The organism is Aeromonas sp. R6-1, from assembly GCF_040908165.1.
Taxonomy (GTDB): domain Bacteria; phylum Pseudomonadota; class Gammaproteobacteria; order Enterobacterales; family Aeromonadaceae; genus Aeromonas; species Aeromonas caviae.
The window spans coordinates 43,307-60,440 of the sequence record NZ_JBFODF010000024.1; the positions used below are offsets into that span (position 1 = coordinate 43,307).

Annotated in this window: 10 protein-coding genes; 3 read left to right on the forward strand and 7 right to left on the reverse strand. The window is 64.4% G+C overall.

The annotated features are described in order from the left end of the window. The first annotated feature begins 143 nt into the window (after nt 1-143). Nucleotides 144-2,138 (forward strand): methyl-accepting chemotaxis protein, encoded by a 1,995-nt coding sequence (locus AB5Y68_RS06160; protein ID WP_039040120.1) that lies wholly within the window; start codon nt 144-146, stop codon nt 2,136-2,138. Nucleotides 2,139-2,200: 62 nt separating this feature from the next. On the opposite strand, the gene AB5Y68_RS06165 is transcribed toward AB5Y68_RS06160, so the two are convergent. Further along, on the reverse strand, nt 2,201-2,614 hold the full coding sequence (locus AB5Y68_RS06165) for a hypothetical protein (RefSeq protein WP_010675902.1): 414 nt from the start codon (nt 2,612-2,614) through the stop codon (nt 2,201-2,203). A gap of 130 nt (nt 2,615-2,744) precedes the next feature. Then, nucleotides 2,745-3,746: a sensor domain-containing diguanylate cyclase gene (locus AB5Y68_RS06170; RefSeq protein WP_039040121.1), complete on the reverse strand. Its 1,002-nt coding sequence runs from the start codon at nt 3,744-3,746 to the stop codon at nt 2,745-2,747. A 386-nt stretch (nt 3,747-4,132) separates the two neighbouring features. Between AB5Y68_RS06170 and glnK the strand changes: the two genes are divergently transcribed. Together glnK and AB5Y68_RS06180 are read left to right on the forward strand one after the other, a co-directional pair. Beyond that, on the forward strand, nt 4,133-4,471 hold the full coding sequence (gene glnK / locus AB5Y68_RS06175; RefSeq protein WP_039040122.1) for a P-II family nitrogen regulator: 339 nt from the start codon (nt 4,133-4,135) through the stop codon (nt 4,469-4,471). A gap of 25 nt (nt 4,472-4,496) precedes the next feature. After that, nucleotides 4,497-5,738: an ammonium transporter gene (locus AB5Y68_RS06180; RefSeq protein ID WP_039040123.1), complete on the forward strand. Its 1,242-nt coding sequence runs from the start codon at nt 4,497-4,499 to the stop codon at nt 5,736-5,738. A gap of 646 nt (nt 5,739-6,384) precedes the next feature. Here the strand turns inward: AB5Y68_RS06180 and AB5Y68_RS06185 are convergent. The 5 genes from AB5Y68_RS06185 to recC form a co-directional block, all read right to left on the reverse strand. Continuing rightward, a complete protein-coding gene (locus tag AB5Y68_RS06185) occupies nt 6,385-7,161 on the reverse strand; it encodes a hypothetical protein (protein ID WP_152610184.1) in 777 nt (258 codons plus the stop codon). A 288-nt stretch (nt 7,162-7,449) separates the two neighbouring features. Next, nucleotides 7,450-7,791 (reverse strand): DUF6678 family protein, encoded by a 342-nt coding sequence (locus AB5Y68_RS06190; protein ID WP_234704021.1) that lies wholly within the window; start codon nt 7,789-7,791, stop codon nt 7,450-7,452. 151 nt (nt 7,792-7,942) lie between these two features. Further along, entirely contained in the window at nt 7,943-9,997 is a 2,055-nt protein-coding gene (recD, locus tag AB5Y68_RS06195) for an exodeoxyribonuclease V subunit alpha (RefSeq protein WP_039040125.1), read from the reverse strand. A gap of 8 nt (nt 9,998-10,005) precedes the next feature. After that, nucleotides 10,006-13,620: an exodeoxyribonuclease V subunit beta gene (gene recB / locus AB5Y68_RS06200; RefSeq protein WP_368206968.1), complete on the reverse strand. Its 3,615-nt coding sequence runs from the start codon at nt 13,618-13,620 to the stop codon at nt 10,006-10,008. Continuing rightward, nucleotides 13,620-16,976, reverse strand: a complete 3,357-nt coding sequence (gene recC / locus AB5Y68_RS06205) for an exodeoxyribonuclease V subunit gamma (protein ID WP_039040127.1) — start codon at nt 16,974-16,976, stop codon at nt 13,620-13,622. Before recC ends, recB begins: the two co-directional genes overlap by 1 nt. Nucleotides 16,977-17,134 lie beyond the last annotated feature (158 nt).

Consider the following 17,134-nt stretch of genomic DNA (forward strand, 5'->3'; position numbering starts at 1 on the left):
CCCCCCAGTTTTTTCACCTTTTCCTGCCTGGCCGCATCATGTTATGTGAGCGATAACAAACGTTTCACTTTCGAAATAAATCATAATGGTCCCTCACACAACAGACGCGGGCACGATCCCGGGCACAGTGGACAGGAGTCGTTATGGGATGGAATCTGGGCACAATCAAGGGGCGCTATACCGCCGTTTTTCTGGGCTTCATGGCGCTGGTGTGCGCCCTGACGGTGATCGGCATCCAGATCTGGATCACCCCCGCCCTACAAAAAGCGGGGGAGGAGAACGTGGCGCTGCGAGTCGGCGAGATAGCGACCGATATCCGTGACCAGCTCAACGGGGTGCAGACCCAGTCGCGCAGCATTACCCAACTGGTGGCACAACTGCCGAGCGAGCAGATAGATGCCCAGCTCCCGGCCCTCATCGACCAGTACGGCAACGGCATGGTCTTCGGTGGCGGCATCTGGCCCCTGCCGGACAAGCGGGAGGCGGGGCGCGCCAAGTTCAGCACCTTCTTCCACAGGGATGCGTCCAACGCCCTCATTCCCAACACCTACTGGAACTCGGCAGAGGCGCCCAACTATTTCGATCAGCCCTGGCACAAGGCCGGTCAGCAGGCGCCCCGTGGCGTCTGTGCCTGGGCCGCCGCCTACAAGGATGGCGCGAGCCAGCAGCCGAGAACCAACTGCGCCATGGGGATCTACCAGGATGGCGCCCTCTACGGGGTGTCGACCATAGACGTCACCCTGGGCTTCTTCAACGACCTGGTGGCCAAGAAAGAGCAGGAGATCGGCGGTCAGGTGATGATCATCGAGGCTGACGGCAAGATCCTGAGCCGCAACGCCCGTCTGACCGGGGATGTGGTGCTCGGCAACCTTTCCGCCCACGCCGACTATCCCTTCGCCCTCGCCATCAGCGGCCTGCTGGGCCAGGATGCGAGCAAGGGGCAGCTTCGCACCACCTTCCAGGATCAGGGTGAGGAACAGACCCTGCTGATGGAGGCCATCGAAGGGACCCCCTGGCTGCTGGCCGCCGCCCTGCCGACCCGCACCCTGACCCAGGACAGCCGGGATGTGCTCGCCACCCTGGCGAGCATCCAGCTCCCCCTGGCGGGGCTGCTGTTCGTGCTCATGGTGCTGGCCATCAGCCAGCTTGGCAGCCGCCTGCAGACCCTCAAGCTCAACATCGACGCCCTCAGCGCCGGCGACGCCGATCTGACCGCCCGCATCCAGGTCAAAGGGCATGACGAGCTGGACAACATCGCCCTGTCGGTCAACCGCTTCATCGCCTTCCTGCAACAGATGATGGTGCAGGTGACCGCCGCCACCGACCTCATCACCCGAGAGCTGGCCCAGCTCGATCAGCAGACCGGGCAGGCCAGGCGGATCCTGGGGGAACACGCCAGCGAAACCGATCAGGTCGTCACCGCCCTCAACGAACTCAGCTCCACCGCCGACAGCGTTGCCCGCCACGCCAACGACTCCGCCAGCTTCACCGAGGCCGCCAACGGTCAGGCGGCCAGCTCCCGCAAGGTGGTGGGATCGGCCTCCGCCAGCGTGGTGGCCCTCATCGACGAGGTGGATCTCGCCGCCGCCAAGGTGCTGGAGATGCAGGAAGATGCCCAGCAGATCGGCAGCGTGCTCGGGGTGATCGGCGGCATCGCCGCCCAGACCAACCTGCTGGCGCTCAACGCCGCCATCGAGGCGGCCCGGGCCGGTGAACAGGGCCGGGGCTTCGCGGTGGTGGCCGACGAGGTGCGTGCCCTCGCGGCACGCACCCAGAACAGCACCGCCGAAGTGGGCAGCATGTTGTCACGGCTCACCCAGGGGGTCGCCGAGGCCGTGGTCGCCATGGAGCAGACCAAGCGCAGTTGCCAGGCGGCGGCCGACACCACGGGGCAGGTCACCGGCGGCCTCGACACCATGGCCGACGCCGTGGTGCAGATCCACGATCTCAGCAGCCAGATCGCCACCGCTGCCGAGGAGCAGAGCCGGGTGACCGAGGAGATCAACCGCAACATGGTGAGCATTCGCGACATGCTGAACCTCCTGGTGGAGAACGGCGGCAACACGGAGCAGAGCGCCGCCACCCTGCTGGGGTCCAACCGCCAGTTGCTGGCCCTGGTGCACCGCTTCAAGGTGTGAGCCTGAACACCAGGCAGCAAAAAGGGGCCCGCGGGCCCCTTTTTCATTCACCTTGCCAGGACTCAGGCCTTGTTGGCCAGGTTCAGGGTCTTCACGGTCTCGCCTTCGAACTTGATGACCACGTTCTTCTGGGCCACTTCGGAGTCTTTCAGCAGGGACTTGGTGGTCTCGGCCAGCAGCGGGGAGGCCTTGTTCAGAGCGTCCAGGTCATAGGTCCACACTTCCAGACCGGCGTCGGTCTTGGTGCTGGCCGGGGCGCCCAGCTTGTCCTTGATGGCCTGCTTGTTGGAGCCGCCTTCCTTGATGTCCAGAGCCTTCTTGATCGCTTCGTTGGAAGCGGTGTCCATGGCGTTGCCAGCCATCTCTTTGGCGGTGCTGGTGACGCTGCTGGTCACGGTGTCGGTCAGGGAATCCATCAGGCCGGCGTGGGCTACCAGAGGCAGGGCGGTCAGGGCAATCAGCAAGGACTTTTTCATGAAGATACATCTCGCAAGAATGAAAAGAGCGCGCATGAAACCAGCGGGATGAATTGGAGTCAAGAAAATCCCTTGGTCAAGCCGTATTCGGGGGGGAAAAGCCCCGTAGCGGCTCCGACCAGTGCCCTTGTCAGCCGCTGAGCTGGTCCTTGCCCGCCAGCTTGGCCCGGTAGAGCGCCCTGTCGACCCGTGCCATCAGGTGGGACACCTGCTCGTCGGGGTCGGACTCCACCAACCCGAAACTCAAGGTCACGGGCTCGATCCCCTTGACCCTGGCATGGCTCAGGCGCTGCCTCAGCTTTTCGGCCACCACCCGGGCGTCGGGCAACCGGGTATTGGGAAGCACCAGCATGAACTCGTCACCCCCCCAGCGAGCCAGCAGATCGATCTCGCGGATGCAGCCCCGGGTCAGCTGCACGATATCGATCAGGGTCTGGTCCCCCACCCCGTGGCCATGGCGATCGTTGATCTGCTTGAAGTCGTCCACGTCCATGGCGATCACGGCAAAGGGCTCCTTGAAGCGCTTGGCGCGCTCATGCTCCAGCCGCACCGCCTGCTCCAGCCGATAGCGGCTGGCAGCGCCGGTCAGGGAGTCCGTCTCCGCCAGGCGGCGGTTTTCCTCCACCTGGAACTGCAATGCCTGGTTGAGCCGCTCCAGTTCGGCGGTACGCTGCGCCACCTGCTGCTCCAGGGTGCGGTTTTGCAGCTCCAGCCTGGCGTAGAGTTCCCGCTGGGCGTGGATGTTGCGGTGTGCCCCCACCATCCTGGCGACACTGCCGTCCGGGTTGCGTGCGACGATGCGGCCACAATCCGCCACCCAGAGGTAGTCACCGTTACGGCAACGGCAGCGGTATTCGGCCCGGTAGTCCGCCGCCCGCCCGCTCAGGCAGGCATCGAAGCTCTCCATGACCTGCGCCAGATCGTCCGGGTGGATCAGGTTCTCCCAGGTGAAGACTGTGTTGTCGAGGGAGTGGGGCTCATACCCCAGCATCTGATACCAGCCGGGATAGCGATGGACATAGCCGGTGTTGGCATTCCAGTCCCAGAGACCGTCGCTCACGACCTCCAGCATGCCGCTCATCACGGCCTCGTCGAGGGCCGGTAGCCTTGTCATCTCATTGTCATGCAGCATGAAAACCTTCCTTGTTCTGCTACTCGGCGCCACGGATCCGCTTGTTGACCTGGCGGGAAAACCGGGCCTGCCGGTCGAGCCTTCAAGGGGGCGACTGGCCTCGACACCCCGTCATGACGGGTTATCGGCCAGGTTGCCCTCTTGTTGAACAACAGTAGCAGCCCGCACACTTTCGAGTCTTGCGCGCCGTCACGCTCCCTTCCGTTCTTCTGCCGGCCAGATTGCACCACGGCGGTGCACACCTTTGGCGCAGCCCTGCCCATATTGGGCAAGCCTCGCTGACCAGGGTTGCGATTAATAAGTAAGTGCATGAATAAAAAGAAAAATACTTTTCTGGCGCAATATTTGCCTTTATCTGGGTGAACCACAAGGATTGGGGATATTGCATGAAATTAATCACCGCCATCATCAAGCCGTTCAAACTCGACGACGTGCGCGAAGCCATCGCCAGCCTCGGCGTCGAGGGGCTGACGGTTTCCGAGGTCAAGGGGTTTGGCCGCCAGAAGGGGCACACCGAGCTGTACCGGGGTGCCGAATACCAGGTGGATTTCCTGCCCAAGGTAAAGCTGGAGATCGCCACCCTGGCCGACAACGTCGAGCAGATCATCGAAGCCATCAGCAAGGCCGCCCACACCGGCAAGATAGGTGACGGCAAGATCTTCGTTTATGACCTGCAGGCCGCCGTGCGCATCCGCACCGGCGAGACCGACGCAGACGCCCTTTGATACGACTGGAACTGAGGAATACGACATGGAAGAGTTGATCACATCCGTCAGCGAGCTGCGCTATGCACTCGACACCTTCTACCTGCTGATCTCCGGCGTGCTGGTCATGTGGATGGCCGCCGGGTTCGCCATGCTCGAAGCCGGCCTGGTCCGCGCCAAGAACACCACCGAGATCCTGACCAAGAACATCCTGCTCTATGCCATCGCCTGCATCATGTTCCTGCTGGTCGGCTACAACATCATGTACGTGGACAACAGCGCCGGCGGCTGGCTGCCGAGCTTTGGCAGCCTGATGGGCAGCCAGGCGGACGACGCGGGCCACTCCCTGCACTCCGACTTCTTCTTCCAGGTGGTGTTCGTCGCCACCGCCACCTCCATCATTTCAGGTGCGGTGGCAGAGCGGATGAAGCTCTGGTCCTTCCTGCTGTTCTGCGTGGTGATGACCGGCTTCATCTACCCCGTGGAAGGCTACTGGAGCTGGGGTGGCGGCTTCCTGAAAGAGGCGGGCTTCTCCGACTTCGCAGGCTCCGGCATCGTCCACATGGCGGGCGCTGCCGCTGCCCTGGCCGCCGTGCTGCTGCTCGGCCCCCGTCGCGGCAAATATGGCAAGCAAGGAGAGATCTACCCCATCCCCGGCTCCAACCTGCCGCTCGCGACCCTGGGCACCCTGATCCTCTGGATGGGCTGGTTCGGCTTCAACGGTGGCTCCCAACTGGCGCTCTCCAGCGCCGCTGATGCCACCGCCATCGGCACCGTCTTCGTCAACACCAACGCCGCCGCGGCCGCCGGTGTGGTCGGCGCCCTGCTGGTCAGCAAGCTCACCTGGGGCAAGGCGGATCTCACCATGATCCTCAACGGCGCCCTCGGCGGTCTGGTCGCCATCACCGCCGATCCCGCCTCCCCCAGCCCGCTGTTCGCCAGCCTGATCGGCGCCCTGGCCGGTGCCCTGGTGGTCTACGCCATCGTCGCCTTCGATCGCCTGAAGATCGATGATCCGGTCGGTGCCATCTCGGTACACGGCGTCTGCGGCCTGTTCGGCCTGATGGTGGTGCCCTTCTCCAACACGAGCGCCACCTTCGGTGCCCAGTTGCTGGGTGCTGCCACCATCTTCGGCTGGGTCTTTGCCGTCTCCCTCGTGGTCTGGAGTCTGCTCAAGGCCACCATGGGCCTGCGGGTCAGCGAAGAGGAAGAGATGATGGGTGTGGATGTCCACGAGTGCGGCATCGATGCCTACCCCGAGTTCGTCAGCGTCAAATCCAGCATCTGACACGGCCATCGGATGCGGGGCCCGGGGGACACCTCGGGCCCCGTTTTTTTGGCGGCTCGGCGCCCCTGAAGGCAGGAGGGCGGTTCGAGTGATGCCACTCTGCCACGCAACCGGTGAACCCTCTGCTTTGCCCCCTCCCCTTTGCAAGGGGAGGGTCGGGATGTGCCGTGCCGATTGATGGATGGAGCCATAACCCCCTCCCCGCCTCCCCCTTGGCAGGGGGAGGAGCAACCAAGCGCCCCTGGCTGGACGAATCAAGTCATGGATGTGGCAGATGAAAATACATTCAAGAGGCGCCATTCACATCGGGCATTGCCCCCAGATAGACTGGCATTGTGCCAACCCGCTTCCCTCACCCTAGCCCTCTCCCAGCGGGAGAGGGGATAAAGCGGCACCTGGGAGATGATCGCTTACCACACCGGTTCGGCTAACCGCAATACCATCAGTCACGTAGGTTCGATTAGCGAAGCGTAATCGGACAGCGTATTTGCTCCCTTCTCCCCTTGCGGGAGAAGGGTCGGGGATGAGGGGTAGGAAAAAGAGAGTTCGCGGTAAACGTTGGGCTTCGCTACGTTCAGCCACAACCTACAAAAGCGGTAGGGTTGGTGCTGAACCTGCGAAACTCAACATACGAGATGATCAACAGTTAAATACTCAGGCCATGTCTCGACTCATCCGATAGTGGATTTTTTAAGGCTTCTTGGTATGCCGCCTCGCATTTTCGCCAGAACGCATAATGAGATGCACGCAGCTCCATTTCGACGTTTGCGTCAAAGTGAACCGAAAATATATATCGCACTGAGCCCAGGCTTATTGAACTTTGAAAGCTTGTGGGGATTTGTGTTTTTGAATCGAAATGAACAATAAGTCCTCCGTGCGCTGCGAATTTATACTCTCCGAGTTTATGGCGATATGCCTCATAGGTCGGGTCTGCATCAATTCTTAGAAAAATAATGTTTCGCCTAGACTGCCCTATGGCGAAATCGCAAGCTTCTAATGGACGGGGGCCACATGATTCAGCAACATGGCAACATAATAGTTTGGAAAAGTATCTAAATACATTGAAGTACTCCTCTGAGCCAGAGGTATATTGTGGCAAGCTGAATACTAACGAAAGATCACGACCCTCTGACAAAAACGAGAAGACCAAAGCATGAAACCGGTCGAATTCATGGTCAGCAGCTTGTGTACGAGTTCCATTACACAAGGAACACATCCGAGCAGAGAAGTGGAAGGCTCGGGACTTCGGGCCTTGTGCCAAACGAGGAATGCTTTCGCCATCGAATTTTCCGATAAACATAACATCCTTCCCGAAAATTTTTCGCAAAGCAGAAGCTTTTATTTTGTGCTCTCCAGTGAGAGATTTACCCGACCCGCACAGACAACAATTTTCTGCTTGGTACGGTTCAAAAAATTTCCCCATCAAAAGGCTCCAAAGATACTCGTAATTGGCGGATTATACTCTGTAGTGCAACACCTACTTTAAAATCAGGCCTCCTTGAGTTACTCGCAAAAGTTCACCTGAGGTTGTTTAAATACCAGACATATACGGGACCTTGAAGTTGAACCGCTTTTTGAAGGCTGAAAATACCGCCACCGTCACTAGGCTAAAATTACTGCTCTATGTATTATCCCGACCTCCCCGCCAATTTAGAATAATGTTCGGTCTTTTTCCATATCCCTCGAGTCATCAGGGCTCCCGCATCGGTGTTCAAATGCTGGTTAACTCCAAGTAGTCCATCGGTTTACCGAGCGGTGCATAGCCGTAGACCCGAAATACATTCCCGATCCGCTCTCCGGGCACCCGCACCTGTAGCAACACCTCCTGCACGGCTGAGGTCTGCTCAGGCGACGTGGTTTCTATTTCCAGCCACTCGATATGCTCGTAGCCACCCACTTTAAAGTGATAGAACCATTCCCCATCCCAATCAGATAGATACCGGCTGTGCAGGTCCCGCACACGCCACCTGGGAGAGAGAGCTCCCAGCGCATACATACCGAGCCGGATTTCTTCCCACCTAGTGGCATTCATCAATCGCACCAGTTCCATCATGCCCTCATCCAATCCAGATTCACTGACGCAGTCGCCACAGATATCCGTCATTCCTATGGCTGACTGGCGTGTGTATATGCCCTTTAATGAAAAGCGAGCAATCATTAGCAAGGCATTATCGGGTAGTAAAACCTCTCGCCGCCGCCATCAATCACTCCCCCAACCTCTGTGCCAATCCGGAATAACGCTCGGTCTTTTTCCGCACAGCCTGTGCCAGCAGGGCGCGATCGCCGTAGAGGTCGAGGCGGGCCTTGGCGCGGGTGATGCCGGTGTAGACCAGCTCGCGGGTCAGGAGCGGGCTGGGGCTGTCGGGCAGCACCAGCACGGTATGGGCAAACTCCGACCCCTGGGATTTGTGGATGGTCATGGCGTAGACCGTCTCATGGGGGGGCAAGCGGCTGGGCAGCAGGGCCCGCAGGGTGCCGTCCGGCTGCTCGAACCATACCTTGAGCCGCCCGGTGTCATCGGGCAGGCAGAGCCCCATGTCGCCGTTGTAGAGGCCCACCCCGTGGTCGTTGCGCACCACCATCACCGGGCGGCCCGCATACCAGTCGCCGTCGCGGGCGATCAGCCCTGCCTTGGCGAGGGCCAGTTCGAGCCGCTCGTTGAGCCCCGTCACCCCGAAGGGGCCGTCCCGCAGGGCGCAGAGGATCTGGAAGCCGTTGAACGCCTTGAACACCGCCGCCGGATCCTCGCCGGCCCGGGCCGCCTTAAGGTAGCTGCCGTAACCGGCGACCCCCTGGGCAATCAGGGCGTCATAGGCCTCCCCCGCCCAGGGATGCAGGCTGATGTCGCCAAATCCCGCGCCCCAGACCGCCTCCACCGCGGCGGCATCGCCGCCGTTGCAGGCCCGCGCCAGCTGGCCGATGCCCGAATGCTGGTCAAAGCGCCAGCTCTTGGAAAGCAAACAGAGGCTGTCGCGCACGCTGGCCCCCGCTGGCGTGCCTTGCAGGCGATAGCCGGTCTGGCGGGAGAGCCAGTGTGCCTGCGCCGGGCTGATGCCCTGTTCGATAAAGCTGCAGATATCCCCGAGCACGGCCCCCGCCTCCACCGAGGCGAGCTGATCCTTGTCACCGAGCAGGATCAGGCGGGCGTGGGCGGGCAGCGCGTCCAGCAGGCGCGCCATCATGGGCAGGTCCACCATGGAGGCCTCGTCCACCACCAGCAGGTCGAGGTGCAGCGGGTTGCCTCTGTGATGGCGGAACTGGCTGCGCCCGGGGATCACCCCGAGCAGCCGGTGCAGGGTGCCCGCCTCGGTGGGGATGGCCTCCACCCACTCGGGGGGCAAGTCCAGCGCCTGCAGGGCCGCGCCGATACTCTCGGTCAGGCGCGCCGCCGCCTTGCCGGTGGGGGCCACCAGACGGATCGCCGGGGCCTTGCCCCCTTGCAGGCCGGTCTCCACCAGGATGGCGAGGAGCTTGGCCACCGTAGTGGTCTTGCCGGTGCCGGGGCCGCCGGAGATGACCGCGAAGGGGCGCGCCGCCGCCGTGGCCGCCGCCAGCTTCTGGCCGTTGCAGCAGAGCGCCTCGGGCACCAGGGTATCCAGCCGCTCCAGCTCGCTGGCTGCCTGGGCGCTCTTTAGCTGGGTCTCCACGGCGGGCCACTCCACCTCGTGGGGGAAGACCAGATCCAGGTACTTCTCCACAAAGTGGCGGACGGAGAAATCCGGCGCGAGGCGGGCCTTGAGCAGGGCCCCGAACACCAGGCCGTAGTCGCGGGCAAAGAGGCGTGACAGGGCCGGGGCAATCTCCGGCCATTCGGCCCGTTCACTCAAGGCGCTAAGGTGGCGGGCCACCCCCAGCTCAAAGTCGTGGTAGCGGGTGAGGTAGAGGCGATCACCCCAGAGCCGCAGGGGCCAGCGGGGGGCCTCTCCCTCCTCCTGTTCGCTCCCCACCAGGGGGCTGGCCGCAAAGAGGGCGGGCCAGCTCGCGGGATCCGCGAGATCCGCCAGCAGATCCCGGCTCTGATCCGGATCCAGCCCGAAGGGGCGCGAGGATCCCTGCCCGTCACCGCCCTGAGCGAGCATCGCCAGCGGCAGGCAGACATGGCCGCGCCCCAGCTCATGGCAGGCGAGCGCGGCCCCCAGCACCAGCTCGGGGCTGCCGCCAAGGTCGGCCACCAGCCTGGCAAATTGCAGGTCAAGCTGGCGGATGCGCCCCGCCAGCGCCAAGGCTTTCAGCCGCTCTATCATGGTTTCGCCCTTCATCTCGCCCCTCATGCCTCTGCCTTGTTCGATTTCTCTAAACGATGATCGTCAGATGTCACACCTTTACTAAACAACTCGTCCAGCCCCAGCACCAGTTCCCGGCTGGGCCGGGCATGGAAAATGCCCCCCTGGGGCATGCCGCGCAGGAAGAGATAGAAGACCCCGCCAAAATGCCGGTCGAAATCGTAGCCCGGCAGCCGCAAGGCGAGCAGCCGATGCAGGGCCAGCGAATAGAGCTGGTATTGCAGATCGTAGCGATGCTCGACCATGGCCCGCTCCAGGGCCGGGCGGCCGTAATCGGCGGGGCTCATGCCAAGGTGGTTCGATTTGTAGTCGAGCAGATACCAGCGCCCCTGCCACTCGAACACCAGGTCGATAAAGCCCTTGAGCATCCCCTGCACGGTGGCAAAACCGAGCGGCTTGCCGTCCCGCGACAGGGGGTCGTGCTGCTGGCAGAGTGCGGTCAGCGCCGGTGCCGTCACCCGCCCCATGGGCAGGAAGAACTCCAGCTCCACCTGTTTGCGCTCGGGGGCCAGATCCCGCAGCCGCACCGGATCCCCAAGGCCGGTCTCAAGGGGGGTATCCAGCACCGCCTCCACCTGCTGTTGCAGCACGGGGGCCCAGCCTTCGTCGAACCCCTCCTGGGCCAGCAGGGCGGCGATGTGCTGTGCCAGCGACTCACCCCCCGCATGCTCGAAGTCGATGGTCTCGAACAGGCTGTGGAGCAGGGTGCCGGGACGCGCCCCCTTGGGGAAGGTGAAGATGGAAGGGGCGGGCGCCTCCTCTTCCTGCACGGTGACGGCTGCCTCGGTGGCCACCTCGTCGTCGAAGCCGGGGTTGGCCAGCACCCCCTTGCCGTGGCCGTTGCCCTGGGCCGCGAGCCCGGAGTAGGAGCTGATCCACCAGTCCCGCTCAAGCTGCCCCTGGAACGTGCGCACGGTGGGCTCCCCCGGCTTCTCCGCCTCGGCGGGCAGCGGGGCCGGGCGGGTGAGCGAGGGCTCACCGACGGCCACCCCTGGCAGGGCCTGGGCCAGGTCGGTGAGGGCAGTCGCCAGTGTCCCGGCGTCCCCCTCCTCCCCCTTTTGCAGCAGGTAGCCGATGGCGGTGCGGTGCAGGTCGGTCTTCTCCGACTTGCCCGCCCCGGAGCGCACCGGCGCCAGCCCGAGCCAGGTGGCATAGACCCCCCGGGTCAGGGCCACGTAGAGCAGGCGCAAGTCTTCGGCGAGGCGCTCCTTGTCGGCCTCGGCCAGAGACTCCTCGGCGCCGGTGAGATCGAGCACGGTGCGATTGCCCGCCTCCCCCGTTTCGTGGAACAGGGGGGTGTCGGCGGCGCGGTGGCTGCAAATGAACGGCAGGAAGACCAGCGGGTACTCCAGCCCCTTGGATTTGTGGATGGTGACGATCTGCACCAGCTTGCGCTCGGACTCCAGGCGAAGTATCTGCTCCCCGTCCTGGCCGTTGGGCTGGCTCACCGCCTCCCCGAGCCAGCGCAGCAGAGCGTACTCCCCGTCCAGCTCGCCGCTCGCCTGTTGCAGCAGCTCGCCGAGATGGAGGAAGTTGGTCAGCCGCCGCTCCCCGTAGGGGCTCGCCAGCAGGGAAGCGGCGAGGTTGCGCCCGTGCATCAGGGCCCGCAGCATGGCCAGCACCCCGTGGCGATGCCAGACCGCGCGGTATCCCATGAACTCCTGCACCGCGCTCTCCCAGGCTCGCTCGTCGGAGGCCAGCGCGTCCAGGGCCCTGGCATCGAGATCGAACAGGCCGGTGGCGAGCGCCGCCCTAAGGCTTCGCTCATCGCTCGGGTTCTGGCAGGCGTGCAGGATCAGCAGGATCTCCCGCGCCTCCACCTGGGCCAGCACGCTCTCGCGGTTCGACAGATAGACGGAGGCGATGGCAAGGCGCGCCAGCTCCTGTTGCACCAGCTTGCCCTCGGCGCCGGTGCGCACCAGCACGGCGATATCCCCGGCCCTGACCGGCTCGCTGCCGAGCATCGCCTTGCCCTCCCGGGCCAGCGTGAGCAGGCGATGGATCTCCGCCGCCGTGGCGCGGGCCATCCTGCTCTGGTACTCCCCCTTGTTGAAGGTGGGCTGACCGGTGAGCTGCCAGCAGTGCAGCACGGGGGCGGTCTGCCCCTCGATCAGCAGCGCCCGGCTCTTGCCCTGCGCCTCCACCGGCAGGAAGGGGATGTCCGCCTCGTAGATGAAGGGATCCTTCGCCCGCTCGAACAGGCCGTTGACCGCCGCCACCAGGGCGCGGCTTGAGCGCCAGTTGCGCCCGAGGGTGTAGTGGGCGCTCACATTTCGCCGCGCCTGGATGTAGGTGAAGATGTCGGCGCCACGAAAGCCGTAGATGGCCTGCTTGGGGTCGCCGATCATCAGGAGCGCCGTGTCCTGGTGACCGCCGTAAAGGCGATGGAAGATGCGGTACTGCTGGGGGTCGGTATCCTGGAATTCATCGATCATGGCGACCCGGTAGGTGGCGCGGATGCGCTCGCACAGCCGCTCCCCCAGGCCCGAGCCGAGCGCCCCGTCGAGATCCCGCAGCAGATCGTCGAAGGAGAGCTGATGGGCCTGGCGCTTGCTCTCCTGCATTCGGCTGCGCACCACCCTGGCCGCCCGCTGCAAGACGAGATCCCGGATGCCGGGTCGGCTCGCCAGCAGGGCGTCTATCTCGCCAAAGAGCGGCAGGGTGGGCACCGTTCCCCCCTTCTTGAGGTTCTCCTCCAGCGCCTGCTGGCCGAAGCGCTCCAGCTCCTTGGGCAGGACGTAGCCGCTGGTCTCGTCCTGCGCCCAGTCGCCAATCTTGGCAAGCCAGCCCTCGTAGTTCTTGCCGGTGTAACGGCTGATCTGCCCCTCGGTCTGGCGGCGGATCTCGTCCGTCTGCGCCAGCCACCCGGCTTTCACCGCCCCGATGCGGGCCATGGCGACACTGTGCCGCGCCGCCAGGGTCTCGTCCCCCGCCACCGGGCGGATCTCCAGCTCGTCGTTGTCGAGCCAGCTCCCCATCTCCCGCAGCAGGGCGGCGGGGCTCGGCCAGAGCCTTCGCACCGCCCGGGCCAGGGGCTGATCCACCGGATAGAACTCGGCGCGCCAGTAGTCACTCACCGCCTGCAGCCGGAGCCGGCTGTCGTCGGTCAAAAATTCGGTTTCAAAGAGGGCGCCCGACTCGAAGGCGTTCTGCCTGAGCATCCGCTGGCAGAAGCCGTGGATGGTGAAGACCGCCGCCTCGTCCATCTGCCGCTCGGCGGCCAGCAGGCGACGGGCCGCCAGATCGTGATCCTCCACCTCCACCAGCAGTTGGGCCAGCAGGATGTCCCTGCTGTGACCGCGCATAAAGGCGAGACGCGCCTCGTGGATGCGGGCGCGGATCCGCCCCCTCAGTTCGGCGGTGGCCGCCTCGGTAAAGGTCACCACCAGGATCTCGGTCACCGACAGGGGCCGCTCGTGGGCACAGGGCTGACCGGCGTCTCCCCCCTCCTCGCCTGCTTCTTCGATAACCGGGCCGTGGCCCAGCAAGAGGCGCAGATAGAGGCCCGCGATGGTATAGGTCTTGCCGGTCCCGGCGGAGGCCTCGATCAGCCGCTCGCCATAGAGGGGAAAACGCAGGGGATTGAGCGGGTTAGCCATTATTGCAACTCCTCCAGCGCCTGATGGAGCGGGGTCAGGTGTTCACGGGCCAGCCCCTGCAACTGGGCCAGCACCTCGTCATCGAGTTCCGGGAAGCAGCGGGCGACATAGACGTCCTGCCCCTCTCCCGTCACCATGTAGCCGCCGTTGAAGCGGGCAAGCGCCGCCTTGTCGGCCTCCTCCGGCTTTGCCGGATCCTTCTCGATCCCCTTGAGCCACTCCCAGGCGGTGCTCGGAAAGAACGGCAGCGGCCGCTTCATCCCCTGGGTCCAGAGGGCCACCAGGGCCGCCAACCTGGGCCGCGCCTCGTCCGCCGCAAGCCTTGGCAGCCGCAGACTCTGTTTGGCATCGAACAGCAGGGTGTCGCCGGGGGCGCTGCTCAATGAGAGGCAAAGGTGCTGGATCCAGGCCAGCAGCAGATCCTTGCCGTTGAAGCTGCCGGGTTTGACCACCAGCGCTCGTCCCTTCTGGGTGTCTATCCAGCCCTGAAGCTGCCCCTGGGCCAGGGCGATATCGATCTCCACCGCCTGTTTGTCCCCCGTCCAGGGACGCAGCCGCGCCGCCAGCTTGCCCATCTCGCCGTCGATCTCCTCCAGCAGCAGGCTGCCGAACCACCCTTGCGGCAGCAGGCCGGAGAGTTGCAGCCGGTGGCGACGGGCCTCGCTCTCCCCTTCGGTCAGATGGGCATCCAGCAGCAGCGCCTTGAGCTGATAGTGCTGCAGGCCGTCCAGCTCGAAGGGCTCGCTGTCTTCGATGGTCGCCTCCTCCAGCTCGAACCACACCTTGAGGCGGCGGTTGAGGAAGTACCTGGCGGGCTGGCGATAGAAGCGCAGCAGCTCCGCCAGCTCCAGCCCCTGTTCCCTGCCCCACTCCGCGGGCAGGGGCAGATCGCCGCTCTGGAAGTTGGCGGCCCCCCGCTCCGGGCTCAGGGCCGGCAGCCAGTCGGCGGCATAGGTGAAGAGACCGGAGCCGGGTTCGGGGTAAAAGTAGGCCGGGCTGTAGGGGGTGAGGGGGTGCGCCACGATCAGGTGTTCGAGCAGCCGCTGGCCCGAGGTGTCGTCGTCGAGATCTTCATCCCCCGCCAGCACGAAGCCCTGGCGCACGTAGTCGATGAGCTCCGCCAGCAGCACGGAGGGTACCTTCTCGCTGTTGTCCTGGGCGCTGAACCCCTGATAGCTGATGTAGAGCCCCTGCTGGGCACTGAGGAGCGCCTCGAGGAAGAGGTAGCGGTCGTCATCCCGGCGGGATCGGTCCCCGCGCCGCGAGGCCACCGCCATCAGATCGAAGCCCATGGGGGGCAGGGTGCGCGGGTAGACGCCGTCGTTCATGCCGAGCAGGCAGACCTGGCGGAAGGGAATGGAGCGCATCGGCATCAGGGTGCAGAAGTTGACCTGACCGGCGAGGAAGCGCTGGCTGGAGCGGGACTCCCCCAGCACGCTGCCGAGGTAGTCCTGCAACAGGTCGGCACTGATGGACTGCTCGAAGCGGGCCTCGCCGAGCTGGGCCTGCCAGTCGGTGAGCTGGCTGCGGATGAGCTGGAGCTGGCGCTCTTCATCCTCGTCGGCGAGATAGAAGCGCTCCAGCAGCGCCAGCAGGCAGGCGTGCCATTCGGCCAGCGGCTGCGCCTGTTGCAGCCGGGGCAGAAATTCCGCGAGCGAATCGATAAACCAGGCGAGCTTGCCGAGGATCAGCCCCTGCTGCCCCTCGATGTCCGCATAGGGCAGGATCCCCGCCACCGGCTCCCCGTCCCCCATGGCAAAACCCAGCAGCATGCGCCTCAGGCCGAACAGCCAGCTGTTGCCAGACAGACGCGGCAGCGCGAAGCGCTCGGGATAGTCGTCATCCAGCCCCCAGCGGATGCCGGTCTCCTGGACCCAGCGCCGCAGCACGTTGAACTCGTCGTCGTCCAGCTCGAAGCGGCGCAGCACGGCGGGCACCTCCAGGATGGCGAGCAGCTCCCCCGCCCCGAAGCGGGCGTTCGGCAGCCTGAGCAGGGCGAGGAAACTTTGCAGCAGCGGGCTCTCCTGGCTCGCCGCCCGATCGGAGATCGCAAAGGGGATCTGGCCGCGGGCCCCGCTCCGCCCCTTGCCGCCCTCCTTGCCAAAGACGGCCTGGATGTAGGGGCCGTAGCTGTTGACGTCCGGCATCATCACCACCACGTCTTTGGGGGTGAGGGTGGGATCCTGCTCGAACAGGGCCAGCAGCCGGTCGTGCAGCACCTCGAGCTCCCGCATGGGGCCGTGGCAGGCGTGGATCTGCAAAGTGCCGTCATCCAGGCTGACAGGGCTCTTGTGGTGGCTGGCATCGAGACTGAACTCGCCGGCCCCCCGTTCCGCCAGCTCCAGCACGTCTTTCTGGATGGCCCGCAGCAAGGTGACCTTGCCCTCATCGTCGCGATCCTCGATGTCGACGAAGGCCTCGATCTGCGGCACCTCCAGCTCCATCAGCTGGTGCAGGTAGTCACGCCCCAGCTTGCCCATGGAGGCGAGCAAGGGGTTGGCGGGGCCCTGCAGGGTCTCGAGATCCGTGCCGGGCTTGAGCTTGTTTTCGAGGCGCGCCAGGGTCTTGCGATCGAGCAAGTCCCCCCAGTAGTAGCGGCAGGGGTTGGTCACAAAGAGGTGCACCTCCACCTCGGGGCGGCTGCCGAGGGCCAGCAGGGCCTCCACGTAGCGGGGCGGCAGGGCCGAGATGCCGAACACGAAGACCCGTTGCGGCAGCCTGCCCGGCAGATCCCGGGTGCGCTCCAGTTCGTGGATGAAGGCCTCGTAGAGGTTGGCGCGGTGGTAGCCGCTGGGGCTGAGGGCCAGGGTGCGGGCCACCAGCTCGCGCCAGAGCTCGGGCTGCCAATCCTGACCGCTCACTCCGGCCAGCTCCTGGCTCAATCCTTCCCCCTCTTCCCAGCGGGCGATCCAGTCCGGCCGGTAGACCAGATACTGGTCGAACAGATCCGCCACCTTCTGGCAGAGCTGCCAGAGCCGCACCTGCTCCGGCGCCGCCCCGTCACTGCCCCCCAGATAGGCCGCGAGGGGCGCAAAGGCGGGTCTGCCGAGCAGGGTGGGCAGAATGGTCATCAGGTGCCAGCTCATGGCCCCCTTGTTGTAGGGGCTCTGGCGGGGCACGTCTGCCAGCACCCGGGTGAACATCTCCCAGATGAAACTCGCGGGCAGGGGAAAGTCGATGTTGGCGGCGATGCCGAACGCCTTGGCCAGCTCCAGCTTGAGCCACTGGGCCATGCCGGGACTCTGCACCAGGATCTGCTCCCGATCGAAGGGGTGGGAGAGCGGAGCCTGCCGGATGCGGCTCACCAGCAGCTCCTTGAGCAGATCCAGCTGATTGGAGTGGTAGAGGGTAAACATGGACGACTCCCGCCAATTTCATGAAGAGGGGGTGCGCGGGGGGACACTCTCTGGCATTCCCGTCACGGCACGCGAATCGGGATTGTCGGGGATCGGGGGATAAGATGCAAAAGGCACTTGTGGCCTCCGGGCTGCGCGCCGTAACGCAGATGACATCC